Source organism: uncultured Corynebacterium sp. (assembly GCF_902782855.1).
Lineage (GTDB): Bacteria > Actinomycetota > Actinomycetes > Mycobacteriales > Mycobacteriaceae > Corynebacterium.
In genome coordinates this window covers 1-22,712 of the sequence record NZ_CACZOO010000263.1, presented here as the reverse complement: position 1 = coordinate 22,712, position 22,712 = coordinate 1, and the positions used below count along the sequence as shown (strand labels likewise).

The following is a 22,712-nucleotide window of genomic DNA, read 5'->3' as shown; positions in this document are numbered from 1 at the left end:
GTCCCGCCTTCGAGCTGCACTACCCGCACATGGTGAAGCGCATGCGCGAGGAGGCCCACGTGGGACGTCACTTCTAGACCTCCACCGGCCCGGCCACCGGCCGGAGCCACCACCGGACCACGGCCCACGACAGCCGCACCCCAGCTACGCGGGGTGCGGCTGTCGCCGTCCGTCACTGAAGTGCGACAATGGACCACGTGGACAATCCGGATGCAGTTCAGCAGACACCCCAGACCAACACCGCCGACGGCGCCCATCTGACCGTCACACTCGCCGACGGTCTCGCGCCCGCCGTCGTGACACTCACCGGGCCCGACCGGCCCGGGGTGACGGCAAAGTTCTTCCGGACGCTGGCCGAGCACGGTACCCAGCTCCTCGACGTGGAACAGGCTGTTTTCCGTGGCAACCTCAACCTCGCCGCCTACATCGGCTACCGACCCACCGAGGGGACCGTGCTGCAGACGGATCTCGACGCGGTCCTCGACGGCACCGGCATGACCGCCACGGTCGACCTCTCGGATGAGATCCAGAAGTCCCGCGGCCGCTCCACCCACTCCGTCATCGTCCTCGGTGACCCCGTCACCGCAGAGCACATCTCCACCATCGGCCGGGTTCTCGCCGACCACGGCGCCAACATCGACCGTATCCGCGGCATCGCCGACTACCCCGTCACCGGGCTGGACCTGAAGATCACCGTCGCCAACCCCGCCCCCGGCGGTTCGGCTGAGTTGCGAGAGGCGCTGGCGGAGGTCGCGCACGGCTCCGGCGTGGACATCGCCATCCAGCGGGCCGGTCTGGCGAACAAGACCAAGCGGCTGATCTGCTTCGATGTGGACTCGACGCTGATCCAGCAGGAGGTCATCGAACTGCTGGCCGCCCATGCCGGACGCGAGGCGGAGGTCGCCGCCGTCACCGACCGCGCGATGCGTGGCGAGATCGACTTCTCGGAGTCCCTCCATGAACGGGTCAGGGCGCTGGCGGGCCTGGACGACGCCGTCATCGACGAGGTGTCCCGCGCCGTCCAGCTCACCCCCGGCGCCCGCACCACCATCCGCACCCTCAAGCGCCTCGGCTACCGCACCGGGGCGGTTTCCGGAGGCTTCGTCCAGGTTCTCGAGCCGCTGGCACGTGAGCTCGGCCTCGACTTCTACCGGGCGAACACCCTGGAGATCGTCGACGGCAAGCTCACCGGACGTGTCATCGGTCAGGTCGTCGACCGGGACGTCAAGGCCGAGAGCCTCAAGGAGTTCGCCTGGTCCAACGGCATCGCCCTGAACCAGACCGTGGCCGTCGGTGACGGAGCGAACGACATCGCCATGCTCTCGGTCGCGGGCCTGGGCATCGCCTTCATCGCCAAGCCCGCTCTCCGTGAGGTCGCGGATGCGACCGTCAACCACCCCTTCCTCGACGAGGTGCTGTTCATGCTCGGCATCTCCCGCGAGGAGATCGACTCCGCCGACCTCGAGGACGGGACCTACCGGCGGGTCCCGCTCGAACCGAGGTGACCACAACGGACACCGGAACAACCACCGGGCTGATCCGCCGCGCGCACGCCCGGTTGCGCGAGGCCCTGCAGGCCGACCGCGACGGTGAGAACCCTGACGATCCCGCCACGGTGCAGGCCATGCCGCTGGTGATGGAGTTCCCCCGCGATCCGGTGCCGGACCGAAGGGCACTGCTGGAGGCCGCAGCGACCGCGTGCGTCGCAGTGTGCCTCGATCCTCGGGCAGGGGAGGACTCCCTCTTCGCTGACGCCCTGGGCCGCTGGTACGGTGCCCGTATCCGCAAGATCGCGCGTCGGGCCCGCAACCGGAGATGGCGGGACGTCCAGGCGCTGCCCGGGGTCACCGTCCGCGTCCACGGTGCCTCCGTGCGCGCCTTCACCCCGTGCCCGGTGGCCGGGACGCCGGAGGCGGTGAACAAGCTGCAGATCCAGGGTGCCGACCTGCCTCCGGACCCGTCCTACCGGGACACCCCCGAGTCCGTGCTGGCCGCTGACGGCGCGCCGGTGATCTACGTCGACGCATCCCTGGGGATGACGGTGGGGAAGGCCGCTGCGCAGGTCTCGCACGGATCGATGCTGCTCGCCGGCGCGATGGATGAGGACGCCGCGCTCGCGTGGGCGATGCGTGGATTCCCGCTGCATGTCTGTGAGGTGGACGCAGCACGCTTCGCCGAGGTCCGGGCGACGGCGGAGGGGAGGATAGCCGGCGCCACCGCACCGGGGGCCGCGGTCGTGCAGGACGCGGGGTACACCGAGATCGCGCCCGGTTCCTTCACGGTCGTCGCCCTCACCCGCTGACCCCGGGTCAGCCCCTCGAGGTCGGGGCCCCGCAGGTTCAGGTTCCGCAGGTCCGGCCCCGCGACTCCAGTTGCGCGGTGTCAGCCGCGGGCGCGCAGTTCGTGGCGCAGGATCTTGCCGGTCGCCGACTTCGGCACCTCGGCGATGAACTCCAGCGCCCGGATCCTCCCCCGGGGCTCCACACGCCCGTTGACGGCGTCCTCTATGGCGGAGGCGACATCGTCGGCGGATCGGGTGTCGTCCGGCGTGAGCGTCCGGCGTACCACGTAGGCCTTCGGGATCTCCTCACCGGAGACCGTGTCCTTCACTCCCACGACCGCAGCGTCCGCCACATCGGGCAGCGCGAGCAGCAGGGACTCAAGCTCTGCGGGGGAGACCAGGTGGCCCTGGTAGCTGATGAGATCCCTGAGCCGGTCGACGATGTACACGTCACCGCGGGAATCCTGCCGGGCGAGGTCGCCGGTGCGCAGCCAGCCGTCCCCCGGCAGTGCCTCGGCGGTGGCCCTGTCGTCATCGAGGTAGCCCGCCATGACCTGGGGTCCGCGGACCCACAGCTCACCGTCGACGCTGACCCCCTCGGTCGGCACCGGGATCTCCGTGAGCGTCCCCGGGTCGACGATCTTGTGCGTCGTGCCGGCGACCGGGCGCCCGACGGAACCGCGGGAGAGGTCGTCATCGAGGTTCATGTGGGTCACCGGGCCCGCCTCGGTGAGTCCGTAACCCTGGTACACGCGGATACCCAGGCGCTGCTCCACCGCACGGGCGAGACCATCGGCCAGCGGGGCGGCGCCGCTGAACACACCCCGCAGTGACGAGAGGTCATGCTCGGCGACCGCCGGGTGCTTCGCCAGGGCCACGGCCACCGGCGGGGCGATGAAGGTGAAGGTGACCGCGTGCTCTTCGTGGGCGGTGAGGAAACTCTCCAACTGGAACCGCGGCGAGGTCAGTAGCCGGGCCCGCAGCCGCATCGCCGCGTTGGCGAGCACGGTGAGACCGTAGATGTGGAAGAAGGGCAGGACGCCGAAGATCGTGTCGTCCCGGGTGACGACCCCGGCGGTCTCGATCTGCGCGATATTCGCAACCAGGTTCGCGTGGGTGAGTTTCACACCCCTGGGCCGCCCGGTGGTGCCCGACGAGTAGGGCAGGGCCGCCAGCTGGGTGGCGGGGTCGAAGGTGACCTCAGGGGGCGTGTTGCGCTCAGCGTACATCTGCTTGAGTCCGCGGGAGGCGTCGAGGTGGACCACCCGGTCGGACGGCAGGCCGGCCAGTTTCGCCGCCTCCGCGCCACCGTCACCGAAACCGGCGAGGGTGAGCAGCAACGTGGCCTGCGAGTCCCGGAGCTGGTGGGCGACGGTTTCCGGTGCCGCCCACAGGGCGACAGGGGTGAGTACCGCGCCGAGCCGCCACACGGCGTGCGCGGCGACGAGAAAAGCCTCGGAGTTCGGGCAGTGCAGAGCGACGACGTCACCGGTGCGGATCCCGGAGCGGGAGAGCCAGCCGGCCGCGGCATCCACGTGACTGCGCAGTGTGGCGAAGGTGGACTCGGTGCCGTCCGCCAGATCGACCACTGCGACGCGGTCCTCATCCTCCGGGGCGAGAGTGCCGTAGATGTAGTCGTAGAGTCCCACCGGGGGCACGGTGAAGTCGCTCTGGTCACTGGACACGGGCATGCGGATACTCCTGTGGACATTTCGACGCTGCAATAACTACATCGGCAATCCTACCCGGTGGTGGAGATCACGCGCGCAGACGTCGCAGAGCGGCGCGGACCTTACCCCCGTCGGTGGTCGTCCAGAACGGCGGCATCGAGGACCGGAAGAAAGAGCCGTAGCGCTTCGTCGCGATCCTCGAGTCGAGTACCGCGACGACCCCGCGGTCGTCGACGCTGCGCAGCAGACGCCCGGCACCCTGCGCCATGAGCAGCGCGGCGTGGGTGGCGGACACCTCCATGAACCCGTTACGTCCGGCCTGGTCAGCTGCCTCCTTGCGGGCCTGCATCAGCGGATCGTCGGGGCGGGGGAAGGGAATCCGGTCCATCACCACCAGCGACAGTGACTGCCCCGGCACATCCACCCCCTGCCAGAGTCCGAGGGTCCCGAACAGGCACGTCTCCGGCTCCGCCCGGAAGCGGTCGATAAGGGAGCCGAGCGTGTCCTCACCCTGCAGCATGATGTCGTAGGGCACCAGGGTCCGCATCTCCGCGGCGGCGGCCTCGGCGGCACGCCGGGAGGAGAACAGTCCGAGGGTACGGCCGCCGGCGGCGTTGATGAGCTGGGCCAACTCATCCATCGTCGGCGGGGCCGCGGCATCACGGCCCGGCGGATCGAGGTGGCGGGCCATGTAGAGGATGCCGTGGGTGCCGGCGTCGAAGGGGGTGCCGACGTCCAGGGTGGTGCACTTCGACGCGGACAGTCCCCAGGACGCCAGCATCGCGGTGAACCGGCCACCCAGGGCCAGAGTCGCGGAGGTGAGGACGACGGTGGAGTCGCCGAACAACCGGGTACGGAGCAGGTCGGCGACACTCAGCGGGGCGACGCGTACCGCCCGGCGGTGACGTTCTCCCCCGAGCCAGACGACGTCCTCGCCGAAGACTCCGGAGTTGCCGGGGGAGGCGGAGGCGGCCGGGGCGTCGGAGGTGCGGCGGGCCCCGTCCCCGTCGAGGGTGCACTCGTCGAGAATCCGCACCACCGTGTCATGGATCTCCTCACACGACGAGACACAGTGGTGCAGTTCGGCGGCCTTCTCGGCGTCCTTAGCGCTCTCCGCTCCGGTCGGCCCGGTGCCCTGGAGCTTCGAGCGCAGCCCCCACAGTGCGTCACGCAGGGCGATGAGCGGCTCCCGGAGCGGCTCGGGGACGGTGAGCCAGCGTCCCTCCGGGGCGGTGCCCGCAGTGACCGCTGCCTCGATCTCGGCGGTCCAGGTGTCCGTGGCCGCCTCCAGGGCGTCCGAGCACCCGTCAGGGCCGACCTTGGCGCAGCGTCGGGCCAGCACCGCCAGTGATGCGGCGGTGAGTTCCGCGGTCGCCACCGAGGTGATCCGTGCCGCCAGTTCATGGGCCTCGTCGATGACCGCCACATCGTGCATCGGAAGTACGGAGCTGTCCGCCATCGCATCGATCGCCAGCAGGGCGTGGTTGGTGACCACCACGTCGGCTTCGGCGGCCTCGGCGCGGGCGGCCTCGGCGAAGCACTGCTCGCCGAAGGGGCAGCGGGAGGCGCCGACGCACTCCCGGCTGGTGACGCTGACCTGTCGCCAGGCCTGGTCGGAGACGCCACGGGGCAGTGAGTCCCGGTCCCCGGTGCCCTCACCGGTCGCCAGGATCTCCTGCGCCCAGTCCCGCAGCCGGGTGACCTGGGCGCCGGTGCGGGTCAGCTCCGCTTCGTCGAGCAGGGCGTCCTCCCCGTCAGGCCCGGAGGAGGACGCCCCGCCGCCGGTGCGGTGCAGGCAGAGGTAGTTGTTGCGGCCCTTGAGGATGGCGAAGCTCGGACGCCGTCCCAGTTTCGGGGCCAGGGCGTCGACCACCCGGGGAAGATCCCGGTCGACGAGCTGTCGCTGCAGTGCGATGGTGGCGGTGGAGACGACGACACGGCGTCCCGAATCGACTGCGTGGGCCAGCGACGGCACCAGATACGCCAGGGACTTGCCGGTGCCGGTGCCGGCCTGGACGGCGAGATGATGCTCCGTCGCGATGGCGTCGGCGACGGCGGCCGCCATCCGCCGCTGCCCGTCACGCCGCGTGCCGCCGAGTGTCTCGACGGTGTGGTCCAGCAGCTCGAGCGGGGTGGGGGAGTCGGCGGAGGTGGAGGTGCCGCTCACAGGCCGGTGAATCTCACGGACAGTGCCGGCTCGTCCCGGGACAGGGCCAGGCCCTCCCACGGCAGTGACACCAGTTGCCTGGCCAGGTGCTCCCGCGAGTCGTCGAGGCTCGGCAGATCGGCGACCGGCTCACCGTCCCTGATCAACGGCACGGTGAGCTGCACCGCCGTGAGGACGCCGCCGAGGTCCGGGGCGTCCGCGTCGATCGACCAGGCGACCTCCTCGACGGCGGTGCCGGTGGAACGGCAGGCGCGCAGGGCCTGCTTCGCCCCACCGTGGCTGACCTTGCCGCGGCTGCGCTTGTGGACGTGGTTGCCGTCGACCTCGACGAGCTTGTACACCAGACCGGCCGTCGGTGCACCGGAACCGGTGACGACCGAGGTGCCGGCACCGTAGGTGTCCACCGGTTCGCTGCTCAGCGACGCGATGGCGAACTCATCCAGGTCGGAGGAGACGCAGATCTTCGTGTCGTAGGCGCCGAGGGAGTCGAGCTGCTCGCGGACCTGTCGGGCGAGCACGCCCAGGTCACCGGAGTCGATACGTACCCCGCCGAGGCCGGTGCCGGCGACCTCGACGGCGTTCGCCACACCCTGGCGGATGTCGTAGGTGTCGACCAGCAGAGTGGTGCCGACCCCCTGGGCCTCGATCTGGGCGCGGAAGGCGGCCTTCTCGTCGGGGTGGCCGTCGGCGTCGGTGTGCAGCAACGTCCAGGCATGGGCGCTGGTACCGCCGACGGGGACACCGTAGCGGGCCGCAGCCTCCAGATTGGAGGTGGAGACGAAGCCTGCGAGGTAGGCGGCGCGGGCGGCGGAGACCGCGGCGACCTCGTGGGTGCGGCGGGAACCCATCTCGATGATCGGACGGCCCTCGGCGGCGGTGACCATGCGGGCTGCGGCGGAGGCGACGGCGGAGTCGAAGTTGAGGATCGACAGGAGCACCGTCTCCAGCACGACGCACTCGGCGAAGGTGCCGCGCACGGTGAGGATCGGGGAGTGGGGGAAGTAGAGTTCGCCCTCGCGGTAGCCGTCGATCTGTCCGGAGAAGCGGTAGTTCTCCAGGTAGTTGCGGGTGCGTCCGTCCAGGAAGGGGAGCCCGTCGAGCTGCTCGGCGGTGAAGTGGAAGTTCTGGACGGCCTCGATGGCACGGGCGGTACCGGCGACAACGCCGTAGCGGCGCTCATTGGGCAGTCGACGGGTGAAGACCTCGAAGGCGCACCGGCGGTGGGCGGTGCCGTCGGCCAGGGCGGCCTGCAGCATCGTCAGTTCGTACATGTCGGTGAGCAGGGCGGTGGAGGACGCGCCGGAGCGGCTGCCGGTGGGGGTGGTGGATGCGGTCACACCGTCACATAGTAGTGATGCCCGTTGCCGTCGCGGTGACCACCGGTAGTCTGGGGGGTATGACTTCTCCCGCCGCCCCGGTCGCCACACCCGTGGCAGAGCAACTGCCGGACACGCTGACCCGGGCTGACCTGCCCTGGCTGTGCATCTGCTGGGATGATCCGGTCAACCTCATGAGCTATGTCACCTATGTTTTCCAGACGGTGCTCGGCTACTCCCGTAAGCGGGCCACCGAACTGATGATGGAGGTCCACACCGCGGGGAAAGCCGTCGTGAGTTCCGGTGACCGCGACAAGGTGGAGGCGGACGTGAAGAAACTGCAGACCGCCGGCCTGTGGGCGACCATGCAGCGCAGTGAAGGATGATCTCGTGATCCCGTGGACGAAGAAGAGGGGCCTGGTCCGTGGCACCCGCTACCAGACCCGCCTCGAACCGCTGGAACGGGAGATGCTCGGCGATTCCGCCGTCACCGTCTCCGAGGCCCTCATGGGCCGCGCCAGGTCCGCACCCAAGGACGAGCTCGCGGAGATGACCGGCCTGGCCTCCGGCCACGCGGACGCGCCGAAGGACCCGGCCCTGGCACGTCTGCTGCCCTCGTTCTTCCGCGACGGTGCCGAGGAGGTCGAGGGGGAGGCGGCCGTCACCCGGCAGTTCACCGAGACCGACATCATCAAGGCGAAGCTGCTCAACCTGCGGATCCTCATCGACGCACTGGGCCCGGACGGATCAGTGGGCGTCAGCCTCGCCCCCGAGCAGGCCCGTCCCTGGCTCAACGCCGTGGCGGACATCCGCACCTACCACTCCGCCCAGCTGGACGTGTACCGCGTGGAACACGGGGAGACCTCGCAGGAGGTGGAGAACGCGGCCAACTACCTCGACTGGCTCGGTTACCACCAGGACACGCTCCTCACCGCCATGATGGGGACGCTCGACCTCCCCGACGGCTTCGACGAGTGACGGGGGAGTAGTCGCCGTGGCTGCCGTGTCCAGTTACTTCGGGGCGGTTCCGGGCCAGGTCAACGGCCTGGTGGACGTCCCCGGCATCGCCGTCGGCCATGCCCCGGCCCGCGACGGGTCCGGTGCACCGGTGTCCTCGGGCGTCACCGTGGTGGCGTGCCCTGCCGGGGCCGTCGGCGCGGTCGACGTCCGCGGCGGCGGCCCGGGCACACGGGAGACCGACCTGCTGAAACCTTCGAACTCGATGCAGGTCGTCCATGCCGTCGCCCTGTGCGGTGGCTCCGCCTTCGGTCTGGACGCCGCAGGTGGGGTCATGGCCGGGCTGGAGACCCGGGGGATCGGTTTCCCCGTTTTCGGCGACGCCGTGCCGGACGGCCCGATCGTCCCCATCGTCCCGGCCGCCGTGATCTTCGACCTGCCTGTCGGCTCGCCCGGGGAGCGGCCGGGGCCGGAGTGCGGACGCGAGGCTCTGGACGCCGCACTGGACTCCCTCCACGAGCTGCCCGGGGTGACCGGTCCGGCCGTCAACGGCTGCGTCGGCGCCGGGCGTGCCGCCACCGCCGGGGCGCTCAAGGGCGGCTTCGGTCAGGCCAGCGCGGTCCTTCCTGCCGGGGCCACCGTGGCCGTCGGTCTGGTGGCCAACCCGGTCGGCTCGGTGGTGGATCCCTCGACCGGGTGGCCCTGGGGCCTCGGTGCCGAGCTGGACTGTGAGGGAGTCGGGGAGTTCGACCGGTACTGGGGCGGACTGCCAGACCCGGACGACGGCGGGCTGGAGGCACTGCTCGCCCGCGGGCTCGGCGGGACGAAACTGCCGGCGTCCTCCCTGAACACGGTGATCGGCGTCGTCGCCACGGACGCCCCGGTCACGAAGGCCCAGGCCGAACGGTTGGCCATGGCCGCCCATGACGGGCTGGCCCGGGCGGTGCGTCCTTCCCACCTCCCGATGGACGGCGACACCTTCTTCGCCCTGTCCACCGCTGGCGGTGAGAACGGCGGGGAAACCGGTGCCGGTGTGTCCGGCGAGGAACTCGCGCTGCTCGCCACCGTGGCCGCTGACTGCGCGGAACGGGCCGTGGTGCACGCGGTGCTGGCGGCGTCCTCCATGTACGGGGTGCCGTCCTGGACGGAGCTGATGTCATGACCACCCCGCACACCCCGGCGACGACGGGGGAGAGGTCACCGGCGACCTTCCGCCGCAGCCGCACCGGGAAGGCGCTGATCACCTCCGGCTCGTTCCTGGTGCTGATCTGGGTTCTGATGGCGGTCAACGCCCTGTCGAACTACCGGCTCACCGGCTACGGGGTCGGGCCCCGGGAGATCGAGGGGCTGCGCGGCATTCTCGTCGCCCCGTTCCTCCACGTGGACGTCAACCATCTGTTGGCGAACACGCCGGCCTGCGCGGTGCTGGTCTTCCTCATCGCCCTGTCCGGGCAGAAGGCGGTGTGGGTTTCCTCGGTGTGCACGGTGGTCGTCGGCGGGGTGGGGATCTGGCTCACCGGCCCGGAGAACTCGGTGCATGTCGGTGCCTCCATCCTCATCTACGGCTGGGTCGCCTTCCTGGTGCTGCGCGGGTTCTTCGCGCGGTCGGTGTGGCAGATCGTGCTCGGCACGGTCGTGGCGCTGGTCTACTCCGGCCTGTTCTGGGGCCTGTTCCCGGGCGATCCCGGGGTGAGCTGGCAGGGGCACCTCTTCGGCGCGGTCGGCGGCGGTGTCGCGGCCTTCCTCGCCGGCCGGCGGTCGGGGCGGCAGACGGGGCAGGAGCGCGCCGACTAGGATCGGAGGCCATGGCAGGACACACGGCAGGTAGCTTCGACAATTCACCCATCGGCGTCTTTGACTCCGGGGTCGGGGGTCTCACCGTCGCCCGCGCGATCGTCGACCAGCTGCCCGATGAGTCGATGATCTACATCGGTGACACCGCCAACGCCCCCTACGGTGACAAATCCCTGGCGGTCGTCCGCGAACTGGCCACCGCCATCGCCGACGACCTCGTCGAGCGGGGCTGCAAGATGATCGTCGTGGCCTGCAACACCGCGTCCGCCGCCTTCCTGCGCGACGCCCGTGAACGTTATCCGGTCCCCGTCATCGAGGTGATCCTCCCGGCGGTGCGCCGGGCCGTGTCCGCCACCCGCAACGGCCGGGTCGGCGTCATCGGCACCCACGCCACCATCACCTCCGGGGCGTACCAGGACCTCTTCCGCGCCAACCCGAGCATCGAGGTCTTCGCGCAGGCCTGCCCCCAGTTCGTCCCCTTCGTCGAACGAGGCATCACCACCGGACGCCAGATTCTCGGTCTCGCCGAGGCGTACCTGGAACCGTTGAAGGACGAGGGGATCGACACCCTCGTGCTCGGCTGCACGCACTATCCGCTGCTCACCGGCGTCCTGCAGCTGGTGATGGGTGACGACGTCACACTGGTGAACTCCGCCGAGGAGACGATGAAGACCGTCTACCGCACCCTCAACGAGGGCGGGATCCTGGCCGACCGTGGTTCGGGTGATCAGGCCGGTGCACAGCCGGTGCACACCTTCGAGTCCACCGGTGACCCGCAGCGGTTCGCACACCTCGCCAGCCGGTTCCTGGGACCGCAGGTCACCAGCGTGAGTCAGATCCCCGAGATCCTGCGGTGAGTTACCCCCGAGACGTACGTCGCGCAGTCTTGATGTTCATCAGATCGGTTCTACGGTGATACCTCCAGAAGCGACTGTTCAGGTGGTTGAGCGTGTCGGTCCCCTGACCTGCGGTAACACGTGTGACAGGATCAACGCCCATGACCGGTGACCGCGAGGATCTCCGAACTGGAACGCCAGCTGGGGATGAATCCCCGCAACTCCTCGAAGCCACCGTCAAGTGAGGGGCTTACCAAACCCGCGACGAGGCCGAGGTCGCTGCGCAAGAAGACCGGACGTAAACCCGGCGGGCAGGCCACCGCGGTGCGCCCCTGGCCCGGTCACCGACCCCGGATGTGGTGGTCACCCACGCCCCGGAGGTCTGCGCCGACTGCGGGGCCGGACTGACCGAACAGCGGGACTCCTCCACGACCGTCCGGCAGGTGTCCGAGCTGCCGGAGATCCACGCCGAGATCACCGAACACCGCCCTGACGACCAGGGCCTGCACGTGTGGGTGTGTGACCCGCCCCGACACTCCGGCAGGGGTCAATGCCGACGGTGCAGTACGGGCCCAGGGCCAAAGCGGCGATGGCGAATCTGACCTGCGGACAGTTCGTGTCGGTGGCCCGCACCGCCGAACTGCTCACCGACATGCTCGGGGTAGCGGTGCCCACTGGATCAGTCGCCGCAGCGCAGACTCCAGCCTCTGGCGGTCTGGACTCGGTGATCGACACCATCGTCGCCGGGATCGCTGCAGCCGAGGTGGTGCACGCCGATGAGACTGGCCTGCGGGTCGCAGATTCACTGCACTGGGGGCACAGTCTGTCCACCGACACGCTGAGCCTTCTGAACGTGCACCCCAAACGAGGGCGGGGAGCCTTCGATGAGGCGGGGGTGATCCCGGGGCTGTCGGGAACCCTGGTCCATGACGCAGAATCGGCCGCGGGCACCGTACTTCTGTTACGAGGGTGTGTCCCACCAGTTGTGCACCGCGCATGTGCACCGGGGGTTGACCGCGGTGACCGACTACTACGAGAAGGCCACCGGACACCGGCCCTGGAGGCCCTGCATGTTCTGCTGTGCGGCTGGCTCATCCCGGACGCCTGTAGGAGGGCGGCAACTCCAGCCATGAGCCTAGGGTAAGTCCGGTCGCCGCATGGATGGCGACCTGTGGGACAATGCCTGTCATGGAGATGACGATTCTGGGATGTTCGGGCAGCCTCGCTGGCCCCGACAACGCCGCGTCGGGCTATCTGCTGCGCATGTCGGACGGACAGCGCATCCTCATGGACATCGGTCCCGGCGTCCTCGCCCGGTTGCAGGTGCACGACCGCCCCGGCGACGTGCACATGGTGTTCTCCCACCTGCACCCAGACCACTGCCTCGACTTCCCCTCGCTGGCCGTGTGGCACCGGTACCATCCGACAGATGCCGCGACACGGAGGCACACCCTCATCGGACCGTCGATCGCCCCGGTGCACCTGGGGCGTGCCTCGGCAGACACCCTCGAGGAGGTCGATGACTTCAGCGACATCTTCGACATGGTCACCTGGGGGGCGCCGACCGGCGGGCCGGTCGTCTTCCCCGACCCGGCCTACCCTGAACACCGCATCGGCACGACGCGCCTCTACGCCGCCCCGGCGGTCCACCCGACCGAGTCCTACCTGATGCGGATCGAGGACGTCGACGGTTCCTCGCTGGTCTACTCCGGAGACACCGCCGCCACCCCGCATCTCGCGGCGGTCGCCCACCGCGCCGACGTACTCCTGTGTGAGGCCACCTGGGGTGAACGTGACAACGGCAACAATCCACCGCAGATGCACCTGTCCGGTGAAGAAGCGGGCCAGGCCGCCGCACTGGCCGGGGTGGGACGCCTGGTGCTGACACACATCCCGCCCTGGGGTGACCCCGAGGGCGCGGTGCGTGGGGCACGACGCTTCTACACCGGTCCGGTCGATGTCGCCGCGCCCGACATGGTGGTCGTCCCGGGCCAGTGACGGGACGCCGGGGGACGCCCGGTGGCCGACCGGTAGGCTGTCCGGCATGACTTCTGATCTGCAGCGTGACTTCACCCGCTTCGACGGCCGCGCCGTCAACGAGATGCGACCGGTCCGCATCACCCGCGGCTTCACCACCAACCCGGCCGGTTCCGTGCTGGTCGAGTTCGGGAACACCCGCGTGATGTGCACCGCCAGCGTGTCGGTCGGCGTGCCGCGGTTCAAGCGGGACTCCGGCGAAGGCTGGCTCACCGCCGAGTACGCCATGCTGCCCTCGGCCACCGCCGAGCGGATGCCGCGGGAGTCCCTCAAGGGCAAGGTCAAGGGCCGAACCCACGAGATCTCCCGCCTCATCGGCCGTTCCCTTCGCGCTGCGGTGGACCTGAGGGCCCTCGGCGAGAACACCGTGAACATCGACTGTGACGTGCTCCAGGCCGACGGCGGTACCCGGACCGCGTCAATCACCGGAGCCTACGTCGCCCTCGCCGACGCCCTGGCGGTGCTCGGGGAGCGCGGTGTGGTCCCCGGCCGGCCACTGCTCGACCCGGTGGCAGCGGTGTCCGTCGGCGTCATCGACGGCGTGCCCTGCCTCGACCTGCCGTACCCGGAGGACAGTCGGGCGGATGTCGACATGAACGTCGTCATGACCGCCGGGGGCAGGTTCGTCGAGATCCAGGGCACCGGCGAGCACGCCGAGTTCTCCCGCAGCGAGCTCAATGAACTCCTCGACCTGGCCGAGGGCGGCCTCTACGACCTGGTGGACCTGCAGCGTGCCGCGCTCGACGCCGAGCTCGGCGAGGCCGTCACCCTGGGGGAGTGGAAGTAGATGGCCGTGCAGGTGCTGGTGGCGTCCCGCAACCTCAAGAAACTCGGTGAGCTGGAGCGGGTCCTCGCCGCCGCGGGGGTCCGGGGCATCGGACTGCTCACCCTGCGTGATGTGCCGGAGTACCCGGAGACCCCGGAAACCGGGGCATCTTTCGAGGACAATGCGCTGATCAAGGCGCGCGACGGTGTCCGGTACACCGGCCTTCCGACCATCGCCGACGATTCCGGGTTGTGTGTCGACGCACTCAACGGCATGCCCGGCGTCCTGTCAGCACGCTGGTCAGGAGGGAGGAACTCGCCGGTGCTCTCCCTCCATGACGATGTGGACGCCGCGAACAACGCCCTGCTCCTCGCCCAGACCTCCGAGGTCCCCGACGGGCGGCGTGGCGCCGGTTTCGTGTCTGCGTGCGCACTCGTACTGCCGGAGTCCGTGGCCGCCGCCCTCGGCGGGGCCGCCGAGGCGACGGTGCGCGGCACCTGGCGTGGCACCCTGCTGCGCGCGCCGCAGGGGGAGAACGGCTTCGGTTACGATCCGCTGTTCCAGCCCGACGAGACGCCCGGCAGGTCCAGTGCCGAGCTCGCCCCGGCGGAGAAGGACGCGCTGTCGCACCGTGGGCGCGCGCTGGCTCAGCTGGTGCCGATGCTGCGTGCTCTCGCTACAGTGGGGGCCTGATCCCCTTCCCCCAGTAAGAGAGGAACCGGTGACGCCGTGAGTGTGTCCGGTAGTCCGTCCCAGATCGTGAAGGATGCGGTGGCCGACGGCGGCACCGCGGACCTGAGTTGGCAGGTGGACCTTTACAAGGACCTGCACCGGTACCCGGAGCTCTCCGGTGCGGAACGGGAGACCGCCGCGCGGATCACCGCCGAACTGCTCCGCTTCCCCGACTGGGATGTCACCACCGGCATCGGCGGTTACGGCATCACCGCGGTACTGCGCAACGGCGAGGGGCCCACGGTGCTCTACCGGGCGGACTTCGACGGCTTGCCGGTCGCCGAAGCCACCGACGTGCCCTACGCCTCGACCCATTCACAGCTCGACGCGCACGGTCAGCAGGTGCCGACGATGCACGCCTGCGGGCATGACGCGCACACAGTGACCGCCCTGGGCGCCATGACGGTGCTCGACGCCACCCGAGGATCCTGGTCAGGTACGGTCATCACGGTCTTCCAGCCGGCTGAGGAGGCGGCGATCGGAGCCCACGGGATGGTCACCGACGGACTGTGCGACATCGTTCCGCGACCGGACGTGTGCCTGGACCAGCATGTGCTTCCCGGGCCGTGCGGGACGGTGTACTGTTCGCCGGGGCCGATGACGACCAGCTCCACCACCATCGAGATCACCCTGTTCGGGCGCGGCGCGCACGCCTCGATGCCGCACCGTGCGGTGGACCCGGTGGTGCTCACCGCCGCCGTGGTGATGAAGTTGCAGACGATCATCTCCCGCGAGCTGCCGCCGGGGGAGTTCGGTGTGGTGACGGTGGCGTCCATCGAAGCGGGCAAGGCGAACAACGTCATCCCCGACTCGGCGAAGATCGCTCTGAGCTGCCGTTTCTACGAGGAGCGGTGGCGGTTGAAGGCGGTTGACTCCATCAAACGCATCGTGCGGGCGGAGGCCCTCGCGGCCGGCTGCGAGCGGGAGCCGGAGTTCCGGTTCGTCGGCCTGCTCGCCGCGACGGACAATGATGCGGGGGTCTTCGAGGTGGTGCGTCCGCACTTCGACGCGCACTTCGGGGAGGATTCACACGACATGGAGCCGTGGACGGCGTCCGAGGACTTCCCGGTGATCCCGACCGCCTTCAGCTGCCCCTACCTGTTCTGGACGGTGGGGATCACGCCGCGTCGGCAGTGGTCGCGCGCGGAGGCGGCGGGACGGCTCGACATCGACATCCCCTCGAACCACAGTCCGGGGTTCCTGCCGGACCTGGCGTCCCTGCCGGTGACGACGCAGTCCGCGGCGGTGGCGGTGCTGGCGTGCCTGGACCACCCGTGGAGTGACCCGGACGCGGTCGACGACGAGTGGGCGGCGGCGGACTGGGCGGGGGAGCCGACAGCGGTCCCGCAGGTCAGTTGATCAGAGGTCGAAGGTCTCGCGGACCTCGTCGCGACGGCGGCGCTCCAGCACGAACGACAGTGCGGGGATCACACCGGCGAGGATCGTGGTGACCCATTTCCCCGGCGCCCACCGTGCCTTGACACCGAGGTCGAGGCAGGTCAGGCAGTAGACCATGAAGATCCAGCCGTGGCCGATGGCGACGAACTTGAACCAGCCCGGCGTATCGATGTCCGCGATGTTGAAGACGATGTACTGAAGGATCATGTCGAGACACAGCCACAGCAGCATGACACCGGTGATGTACGCCATGACCGAGTAGCGTGTCAGCGCTCCCCGGACCCGACGCCTGCGCTCGGGAGTGACGGTCACGGTGGTGGGACGGTGCGTGGGGCTGGCCGGGGTGGACATGGTGTTCAGGGGATCCTGTTCTCGTCGGTGGAGGTGCTGCGTGCTTCCCGTGCGCGGCGTCTGCGGTCATCGGTGAAGATGTCCGCAGCGTCGTCGGAACACTGGCGTGACGGACGCTGTGGCAGGGCGTCCGTGGAAATCTCAGTCGCCTGGTCAGGGTCCAGCGACTTCGGGGCGGCCGGCGCCTCGTCACCGTTGGCCCGGTCCCGCTCGTACTCCATGTACTTACGGTAGGCGACGATGAAGAACAGTCCGAAGAGGGGCCACTGCAGGGCGTAGCCGAGGTTCTGGAAGGTGCCGTCACTGTCGTGCCAGCGGTCCCACTGCCACCAGGCGAGGCACAGGGTGGCGATCACTGCGGCGCCGAGAAAGAACCACTGCACGATGCGGACACGCAGCGGAAAAGGGCTCTTCTGGGCTTCCCGGGACACGCCCCCCACCGTACCCGTGACGACGGTCGGGGTCGAAACCCGGCCATCGGGTAGTGACCGCCACCACAGGTCGGGTTCGACGGGTCGCGTCAGCATCGGGGGAAATGCGTTGCTACGATGACCCCTGCGCGCGTGAGAGCGCGCAGGCGCCCGTGGCGGAATTGGCAGACGCGCCAGGTTTAGGTCCTGGTGTCTACGGACGTGGGAGTTCAAGTCTCCCCGGGCGCACCGGTCACCGGTCCACGCAGGTGCGGTTCCTACAGCACATCCTTGATGATCCGGGCGACATGCCCGGTGGCCTTGACGTTGTACTTGGCCATGGCGATCTTCCCCTCCGCGTCGACGAGGAAGGTCGAGCGGATGACGCCCTGTACGACCCGCCCGTAGTTCTTCTTCTCACCGAAGGCGCCGTAGGCGGTCAGCGTCTCCTTCTCCGGGTCGGAGAGCAGCGGGAAGGTGAGGTCGTGGTTCGCCCGGAACTTCGCGAGCTTCTCCGGCGTGTCGGGGGAGATGCCCACGACATCGATCGCGGCGTCATTGAGCTGGGCCAGTGAATCGCGGAAGTCGCAGGCCTCGGTGGTGCAACCGGGGGTGTCCGCTTTCGGGTAGAAGTAGACGACGACGCTGCGTCCGCGGAAGTCGGACAGGCTCACGGAGCTGCCGTGATCGTCGGTGAGGGTGAAGTCGGGGGCCGTGTCGCCCACGGCGAGTCGGTTCTCAGTCATGCAGGCCAGCATACGTCCGCCACCTTTGGCCGGGGGTTCACCTGCGCAGTCGGGGGATGACACCGTACAATGGCGGAGCGGTACCGATAGTTTCCCTTCCTTTTCCACTCACGAGGAGATCTTCCGTGGCACGTAGCACCGACGCCATCCAGCGCGACATTGAGCGCACCCGTGACCAGCTCTCCGACACCCTCGAACAGCTCAGCTCCAGGGTCGCCCCGTCCGCTCTCGCCGACGAGGCCAGGGGCAAGGTGCGGTCCGCACTGTCCGACCCGAAGGTCCAGCTGGTCCTCGGGGGCGTCGCTGCCGGAGTGGTCCTCCTCGTCGCCCTGTCGGTCAACGGCAGGCGCAAGGAGAAGAAGCAGGTCAGGGAGATCCAGCGTCTCCTCGCCAACGCCCGCTAGGTGACACCCGGCGGCCCGACGGCACTCCACGGCCCCGGCCGGTTCCGCGACGCAGCGGAACTGGTCGGGGTCGTCGGCGTCGCGGTCCTCGTCAGCTGGTGGTGCACGGAGGCCGGCATTCCCGCGTCCTGGATCTTCGGTTTCCTCGTCGTCTTCGGCCTCTACTCCCTGCTGCGTGACCGGACCATCGCCCCGCCCTCCTCGACGTTGCAGCCCGCACAGGTGCTCATCGCGATGGTGTGCACCACCCCTCTCCTGGAGCTCGACGGCGCGACGGTGCGTGGCTATCTGCTGCCCACCGCCCTGTCGGTGCTGGTCATGCTGTTGGTCAGCACCGTCGCCGGGCTGGTGCTGGCCAGGTTCGGACGCACCGACCCGGTCTCCGCGATGATCGCCACCCTGGCAGGAGGTGCCAGTGCGATGACGCTCATGGCGCGGGAACTGCACCTCGACGTGCGTTTCGTGGTGCTGACGCAGTACCTGAGGCTCACTCTCGTGGTGCTGACCCTGCCCGTGTTCGTCCATCTGCTCGGTGGGGGCGGTGGTGGCTCAGGTGGCGGTGACGACTGGTGGGAGCCGGATTTCCGTCCGGTGGTGGGCGCGGTCACGGTGTGGGCGGTGACGTGGGTCCTCGTCCGACTGACACGGCGTACCGTCACCGTTCCGGCACCGTACCTGCTGGTGCCGATCGCGGTGACCTGGATCTTCTCCGGGGCGGGGGTGTCCGCCGACTGGCTCACCCCGCACGGCGCGGTGCTCACCACCGCCTACGGAATCATCGGGGTCCAGGCGGGCGGCACGCTGACGATCGGGGCACTGCGTCAGCTCTCCCATGCCCTGCCGGTCATCCTCACCGCGGTGACGGTGATGGTGGCAGGTACCTTCGGGGCCGCCCTCCTCATCGCGCATTTCACCGACATCAGCAGGTTGGACGCCTATCTTGCGACTGTCCCCGGCGGAATCTACGCGGTACTGGCCTTCGCCCATGAGTCGGGTAGTTCCGCTGTGGTCACGGTGGGCCAGGTACTGCGGACACTGGTGATGATTGTCGTGGGGGCGTACCTGCCGGCCATCGTCAGGAGGCTGACAGGTCCACGACAGGGCGGGGCCGACGTCGGCTGATAGCGTCTAGAGACGTGATCGGAACTCTGTGGAACCTCCTCGTCCGGGCTGCCGGGACCGCTGTGGCCCTGTGGGTCGTGGTCAATGTCGTCGGTGGGGTCGGTGTGGTCACCCCGGCGTCCCCGCTAATCGGTGACGGGTCGAATGACCGGGTCATCGTCTACCTGCTGTCGGGTCTCGTCATCGTGCTGCTGAACATGACGGTCCGTCCGGTGCTGCACCTCATCGGTCTCCCGGTGAGCATCCTGACACTGGGGCTCTTCGCCCTGGTGATCAACGCGGTGGTGTTCCTGCTCGCGGCGACGGTGACCGAGTCCCTGGGAATGGGTCTGACGGTACAGACCTTCGCTGCGGCGTTCTGGGGCGCGATCCTCATGGCGGTGATGAACTGGTTCATCGGGCCACTGGTGGGGCTGCTGCAGACCCGGAGGTAGAGCGCCCCCGGGGGTCCCGGGGCCCGGAGGAGATGCCGGTGTGCGGCGGACGACCGGGACGGAGAAACCCCCGACCGGTGGTCCCGGTCGGGGGTGCTGGTGAAACTGTGGTGCGCCATCAGGGACTCGAACCCCGAACCCGCTGATTAAGAGTCAGCTGCTCTGCCAATTGAGCTAATGGCGCGTGCTCTGTGCAACGAGGTAGAACTATAGGGCACTGGCCTGCCATGCCACAAATACGCAGGTCAACGGAACAGTGCTCGGCTGACGGTGTGGCATCTGTCAGGTGGTGGGCAGTTGGTGTGCGGCGCCGGGGCCGGTGAATCGCACGCCCGGTAACGATTGGGACACAATTTCGCGAAGCGGTCGTTTCGGGTTCGTGGACGGGTGAGCGGTGGCTAGAGTTGATGGGCAGCGACGGCCGGGAGAGTTCCCACACAGAGTTCCCGCCGCGCCTACTGAACCCCTTCACCACACGACGAAAGTGATGTCTTACTCCCATGCAGTTCCTTCCGGGCCGTTCCCTACGGTCCTTGCGGTCCATCTTCGCTGCAGCCGGTGCGGTCGCCGTCCTGGCCTCCGCGGCCTGCACCATCGACAAGGATGACGACGCCACCGACAACGTCGCTTCGGAGACCACCTCCGCGTCGGACATCGACGGTGAACTGGCCGCGAACGTCAAGGACGACGCCACCGGAGTGAAGGTCGACACACCGGTCACCGTCACAGACGCCGACGGCATCGATTCGGTCTCCCTGACCGACGGTTACGGGACCGCGGTCGAGGGTGCGTTCAACGATGACAGGACCGAGTGGTCCTCCACCGGCAAGCTTGAGTACTCGAGCGCGTACACGCTGACGGCGAAGGCAGGTAAGGAGCAGCTCAACCAGAGTTTCACCAGCTTCAGCCCGAGTCTGATCACCGACGGCGCGATGGCTCCGCTCGACGGGTCCACCGTCGGCGTCGGTCAGACGATCTCGTTGCGTTTCGACGAGATCCCCTCCGACCGCAAGGCCATCGAGGACGCCATCACCGTGGAGACGGAGCCGAAGGTCGAGGGGGCGTTCTACTGGATCACCGCCCAGGAAGTCCGGTGGCGTCCGGAGAACTACTGGGCACCGGGGACCAGGGTCCACGTCACAGCTGACCTGTTCGGCAAGGACCTCGGTGACGGCATGTACGGTCAGCAGGACCGCGAGGCCGATTTCACCATCGGTGACGACCTGCGGGCCGAGGCCGACGACAACACCAAGCAGGTGGTCGTGAAGAAGAACGGTGAGGTCGTCAAGACGATGCCGACCTCGATGGGCATGCCGGGCCACGAGACCCCGGTCGGTGTCTACACCATCGGTGACCAGTACGACACCCTGATGATGGACTCGACCACCTACGGCCTGGCCCTGGACGCCGGCGGCTACCAGACCAACGTGTCCTATGCGACGCAGATGTCCTACTCCGGGATCTACCTCCACGCCGCCCCGTGGTCGCTGTGGGCGCAGGGGAACACGGACACCTCGCACGGCTGCCTGAACCTGTCGATGGCGGACGCCCAGTGGGTCTTCGAGAACTTCAAGCGTGGTGACATCGTCACCGTGAAGAACACCGGCGCGGAGACCCTCAACGGCTCAGACGGACTCGGCGACTGGAACATCCCCTGGTCCACCTGGTCCGCGGGGAATGCCGAGGGCTAGACCGCGGGGAACCGGTTCGCGGGGGCCGTCCGGTGGGGCGGGGTGGCCGGAGGAGGGTCAGGACACGTCCGGGGCGGGGGACCCCGGCGCGCCGGACGGCCGGAGATGGAATGTCCGGTCCACGTAGAACAGACGCGGTAGGGTGCCGTCCAGCATCTCCGGGGACGCGGTCACCTCGAGTACCTCCGCTGCCACCAGGGTCGCCGGGCCGACGGTGACGCGCCCCACCGGCCTGATGCGCAGTACCGCCGGTGCGCCCGGGAGCAGGGGCTCCCCGGTCGGGGCGGTGACCCATCCCTGGTCACCGGTGAAGTGCTGTCCGTCCCCGGCGGCGAACTCGCGGGCGATGTCGACCTGATCGGGTCCGAGGAAGTGCACCAGGCAGGTCTCGGCCCGGAGGATCCGGCCGGGTCGTCCGGTGGGCTTGGCCAGGGAGAAGGAGACGGCGAGCGGGTCGACGGCCAGGGAAGCGAGACTCGACACGATCAGTCCGACGGGTTCGCCGTCGACGGTGGCGGTGATCAGGACCACGCCGGCGGGGTGGTGTCGGAACACCGTGCGGAAGTCGGCGGCCCTCGTGTCGGCCCGTGTCGACCGCCACACCCGCGCGGTCAGGTTGTCCTGATCATCCTGCTCACTCTGCGAAACCATGGATGCCAGGATACGCTCCACTCACAGACGTTACTGAGGAAACTGAGTTTATGGAGGGTGGACAGGCCATGGCGTGGATCGTGCTGGTGGTGTCCGGACTGTTCGAGGCCGTCTGGGCGACGGCGCTGGGCAGGGTCACGGGATGGTGCGATGTACGGAGCATCGGTGTGTTCGTCGCGGGGCTGGCGATCTCGATGACAGGTCTTGCCTGGGCGATGCGTTCATTGCCCACAGGGACGTCCTACGCGGTGTGGGTCGGCATCGGCGCCGTCGCCACTGTCGGCGTCGCCGCGCTGGCGGGGGACGAGCAGATCAGCGCTGCCAAGGCCTTCTTCCTCGTCGTGATCGTCGCCGGTGTCATCGGGGTGAAGACCGTCAGCTAGTGCATCCCCCAGGCGTCCGCCAGGATCGACATGGACTCCAGTGATTCGTCGGTGGTGGGGGACTGCAGTGAGATCATCAGTTCATCGGCGTCCGCATGGCGGGTGAAGCCCTCGAGATACTCGGCGACCTGCTCACCGGTGCCGACCGCGTGGTACCGCAGCATCGACAGGATCATCTCCGCCGCCGGCGACGACATGAGCAGGTCGAGATCCTCCTCTCCGACCTGGCGTCCGCGCAGGGCCGTCGTCTCCACCCGCCGGCGCCTGACGATCTCGTTCTGCCGGGCGGCGTCCGCCTCGGTGGCGGCGGCAGTGACGTTCACTGCGGCGATGACGTACGGCTCCGGGCACAGGTCGGAGGGCTGGAAGCCCTCGCGGTAGGCCTTCACCGCCGGCACCAGTGCGTCCGGGGCGAAGTGGGAGGCGAAGGAGTACGGCAGCCCGAGCCGGGCGGCGAGCCGGGCGCCGAAGAGGGAGGAGCCGAGGATGTAGAGCGGGACATGCGTGTCCGCCCCCGGCACGGCCTGCACCCCGTGGATCCGGGACCGCCCGGCAAGGTACCCCTG

At 68.9% G+C, this 22,712-nt stretch carries 26 protein-coding genes and 2 tRNA genes; 19 read left to right on the top strand and 9 right to left on the bottom strand.

Annotated elements, in window-relative coordinates; all coding sequences use genetic code 11:
• Positions 1-188: 188 nt before the first annotated feature.
• Positions 189-1,505 (top strand): phosphoserine phosphatase SerB, encoded by a 1,317-nt coding sequence (gene serB, locus QZV72_RS10735; RefSeq protein WP_297008351.1) that lies wholly within the window; start codon positions 189-191, stop codon positions 1,503-1,505.
• On the top strand, positions 1,502-2,302 hold the full coding sequence (locus QZV72_RS10730) for an aminoacyl-tRNA hydrolase (RefSeq protein WP_297008349.1): 801 nt from the start codon (positions 1,502-1,504) through the stop codon (positions 2,300-2,302). The genes serB and QZV72_RS10730 overlap by 4 nt, the downstream gene beginning before the upstream one ends.
• A gap of 80 nt (positions 2,303-2,382) precedes the next feature.
• On the opposite strand, the gene QZV72_RS10725 is transcribed toward QZV72_RS10730, so the two are convergent.
• The 3 genes from QZV72_RS10725 to QZV72_RS10715 all read right to left on the bottom strand — a co-directional run bounded on the left by QZV72_RS10725 (position 2,383) and on the right by QZV72_RS10715 (position 7,455).
• The gene (locus QZV72_RS10725; RefSeq protein WP_297008348.1) at positions 2,383-3,972 is read right to left on the bottom strand and encodes an AMP-binding protein; all 1,590 of its coding nucleotides are present in this window, start codon (positions 3,970-3,972) and stop codon (positions 2,383-2,385) included.
• Between the two features lie 67 nt (positions 3,973-4,039).
• Positions 4,040-6,118 (bottom strand): ATP-dependent DNA helicase, encoded by a 2,079-nt coding sequence (locus QZV72_RS10720; protein WP_297008346.1) that lies wholly within the window; start codon positions 6,116-6,118, stop codon positions 4,040-4,042.
• Positions 6,115-7,455: a nicotinate phosphoribosyltransferase gene (locus QZV72_RS10715; protein ID WP_297008344.1), complete on the bottom strand. Its 1,341-nt coding sequence runs from the start codon at positions 7,453-7,455 to the stop codon at positions 6,115-6,117. The genes QZV72_RS10720 and QZV72_RS10715 overlap by 4 nt, the downstream gene beginning before the upstream one ends.
• Before the next feature lie 59 nt (positions 7,456-7,514).
• On the opposite strand from QZV72_RS10715, the gene clpS reads away from it, so the two are divergent.
• From clpS to QZV72_RS10665, 11 genes are all read left to right on the top strand, one after another.
• The gene (clpS, locus tag QZV72_RS10710) at positions 7,515-7,820 is read left to right on the top strand and encodes an ATP-dependent Clp protease adapter ClpS (RefSeq protein ID WP_297008343.1); all 306 of its coding nucleotides are present in this window, start codon (positions 7,515-7,517) and stop codon (positions 7,818-7,820) included.
• 4 nt (positions 7,821-7,824) lie between these two features.
• A complete protein-coding gene (locus QZV72_RS10705; RefSeq protein ID WP_297008355.1) occupies positions 7,825-8,412 on the top strand; it encodes a DUF2017 domain-containing protein in 588 nt (195 codons plus the stop codon).
• Positions 8,413-8,428: 16 nt separating this feature from the next.
• Positions 8,429-9,553 (top strand): P1 family peptidase, encoded by a 1,125-nt coding sequence (locus QZV72_RS10700; RefSeq protein WP_297008341.1) that lies wholly within the window; start codon positions 8,429-8,431, stop codon positions 9,551-9,553.
• Positions 9,550-10,185 carry a rhomboid family intramembrane serine protease gene (locus tag QZV72_RS10695; RefSeq protein ID WP_297008340.1) on the top strand — a complete coding sequence of 212 codons (636 nt, stop codon included), beginning with the start codon at positions 9,550-9,552 and terminating at the stop codon, positions 10,183-10,185. Before QZV72_RS10700 ends, QZV72_RS10695 begins: the two co-directional genes overlap by 4 nt.
• 11 nt (positions 10,186-10,196) lie before the next feature.
• Positions 10,197-11,042, top strand: a complete 846-nt coding sequence (murI, locus tag QZV72_RS10690) for a glutamate racemase (RefSeq protein ID WP_297008338.1) — start codon at positions 10,197-10,199, stop codon at positions 11,040-11,042.
• A gap of 147 nt (positions 11,043-11,189) precedes the next feature.
• The gene (locus QZV72_RS14925) at positions 11,190-11,429 is read left to right on the top strand and encodes a DUF6444 domain-containing protein (protein WP_367119099.1); all 240 of its coding nucleotides are present in this window, start codon (positions 11,190-11,192) and stop codon (positions 11,427-11,429) included.
• A gap of 142 nt (positions 11,430-11,571) precedes the next feature.
• On the top strand, positions 11,572-12,165 hold the full coding sequence (locus QZV72_RS10685; RefSeq protein ID WP_297008336.1) for a transposase: 594 nt from the start codon (positions 11,572-11,574) through the stop codon (positions 12,163-12,165).
• A gap of 44 nt (positions 12,166-12,209) precedes the next feature.
• Positions 12,210-13,019, top strand: a complete 810-nt coding sequence (locus QZV72_RS10680; protein ID WP_297008334.1) for an MBL fold metallo-hydrolase — start codon at positions 12,210-12,212, stop codon at positions 13,017-13,019.
• A 46-nt stretch (positions 13,020-13,065) separates the two neighbouring features.
• Positions 13,066-13,845: a ribonuclease PH gene (rph, locus tag QZV72_RS10675; RefSeq protein WP_297008332.1), complete on the top strand. Its 780-nt coding sequence runs from the start codon at positions 13,066-13,068 to the stop codon at positions 13,843-13,845.
• A 6-nt stretch (positions 13,846-13,851) separates the two neighbouring features.
• Positions 13,852-14,517 carry a non-canonical purine NTP pyrophosphatase gene (locus tag QZV72_RS10670; RefSeq protein WP_297008353.1) on the top strand — a complete coding sequence of 222 codons (666 nt, stop codon included), beginning with the start codon at positions 13,852-13,854 and terminating at the stop codon, positions 14,515-14,517.
• Between the two features lie 36 nt (positions 14,518-14,553).
• The gene (locus QZV72_RS10665) at positions 14,554-15,915 is read left to right on the top strand and encodes an amidohydrolase (protein WP_297008331.1); all 1,362 of its coding nucleotides are present in this window, start codon (positions 14,554-14,556) and stop codon (positions 15,913-15,915) included.
• On the opposite strand, the gene QZV72_RS10660 is transcribed toward QZV72_RS10665, so the two are convergent.
• Positions 15,916-16,305 (bottom strand): DUF3817 domain-containing protein, encoded by a 390-nt coding sequence (locus QZV72_RS10660; protein WP_297008328.1) that lies wholly within the window; start codon positions 16,303-16,305, stop codon positions 15,916-15,918.
• A gap of 5 nt (positions 16,306-16,310) precedes the next feature.
• On the bottom strand, positions 16,311-16,736 hold the full coding sequence (locus QZV72_RS10655) for a hypothetical protein (protein ID WP_297008326.1): 426 nt from the start codon (positions 16,734-16,736) through the stop codon (positions 16,311-16,313).
• A gap of 146 nt (positions 16,737-16,882) precedes the next feature.
• On the opposite strand from QZV72_RS10655, the gene QZV72_RS10650 reads away from it, so the two are divergent.
• Positions 16,883-16,964, top strand: a tRNA-Leu gene (locus QZV72_RS10650).
• Between the two features lie 29 nt (positions 16,965-16,993).
• Here QZV72_RS10650 and bcp read toward each other — a convergent pair.
• Positions 16,994-17,461, bottom strand: a complete 468-nt coding sequence (gene bcp / locus QZV72_RS10645) for a thioredoxin-dependent thiol peroxidase (RefSeq protein ID WP_297008325.1) — start codon at positions 17,459-17,461, stop codon at positions 16,994-16,996.
• A gap of 125 nt (positions 17,462-17,586) precedes the next feature.
• On the opposite strand from bcp, the gene QZV72_RS10640 reads away from it, so the two are divergent.
• The 3 genes from QZV72_RS10640 to QZV72_RS10630 are packed head-to-tail and all read left to right on the top strand — an operon-like array spanning position 17,587 to position 19,421.
• Positions 17,587-17,865 (top strand): DUF3618 domain-containing protein, encoded by a 279-nt coding sequence (locus QZV72_RS10640; protein WP_297008323.1) that lies wholly within the window; start codon positions 17,587-17,589, stop codon positions 17,863-17,865.
• A complete protein-coding gene (locus tag QZV72_RS10635) occupies positions 17,866-18,987 on the top strand; it encodes an AbrB family transcriptional regulator (RefSeq protein ID WP_297008321.1) in 1,122 nt (373 codons plus the stop codon).
• Between the two features lie 14 nt (positions 18,988-19,001).
• Complete coding sequence (locus tag QZV72_RS10630; protein ID WP_297008319.1) at positions 19,002-19,421, top strand: phage holin family protein; 420 nt, start codon at positions 19,002-19,004, stop codon at positions 19,419-19,421.
• Positions 19,422-19,529: 108 nt separating this feature from the next.
• On the opposite strand, the gene QZV72_RS10625 is transcribed toward QZV72_RS10630, so the two are convergent.
• A tRNA-Lys gene (locus QZV72_RS10625) sits at positions 19,530-19,605 on the bottom strand.
• A 316-nt stretch (positions 19,606-19,921) separates the two neighbouring features.
• On the opposite strand from QZV72_RS10625, the gene QZV72_RS10620 reads away from it, so the two are divergent.
• Positions 19,922-21,112, top strand: a complete 1,191-nt coding sequence (locus QZV72_RS10620) for an Ig-like domain-containing protein (RefSeq protein ID WP_297008317.1) — start codon at positions 19,922-19,924, stop codon at positions 21,110-21,112.
• A 57-nt stretch (positions 21,113-21,169) separates the two neighbouring features.
• Here the strand turns inward: QZV72_RS10620 and QZV72_RS10615 are convergent, their stop codons facing one another.
• Positions 21,170-21,763, bottom strand: coding sequence for a flavin reductase family protein (locus QZV72_RS10615; protein WP_297008315.1), 594 nt, complete (start codon positions 21,761-21,763; stop codon positions 21,170-21,172).
• A gap of 68 nt (positions 21,764-21,831) precedes the next feature.
• On the opposite strand from QZV72_RS10615, the gene QZV72_RS10610 reads away from it, so the two are divergent.
• Positions 21,832-22,146: a multidrug efflux SMR transporter gene (locus QZV72_RS10610; RefSeq protein WP_297008313.1), complete on the top strand. Its 315-nt coding sequence runs from the start codon at positions 21,832-21,834 to the stop codon at positions 22,144-22,146.
• On the opposite strand, the gene QZV72_RS10605 is transcribed toward QZV72_RS10610, so the two are convergent.
• On the bottom strand, positions 22,143-22,712 hold a 570-nt coding region (locus tag QZV72_RS10605; RefSeq protein WP_297008311.1), incomplete at its 5' end, for an LLM class flavin-dependent oxidoreductase. The two genes, QZV72_RS10610 and QZV72_RS10605, sit on opposite strands and share 4 nt — an antisense overlap.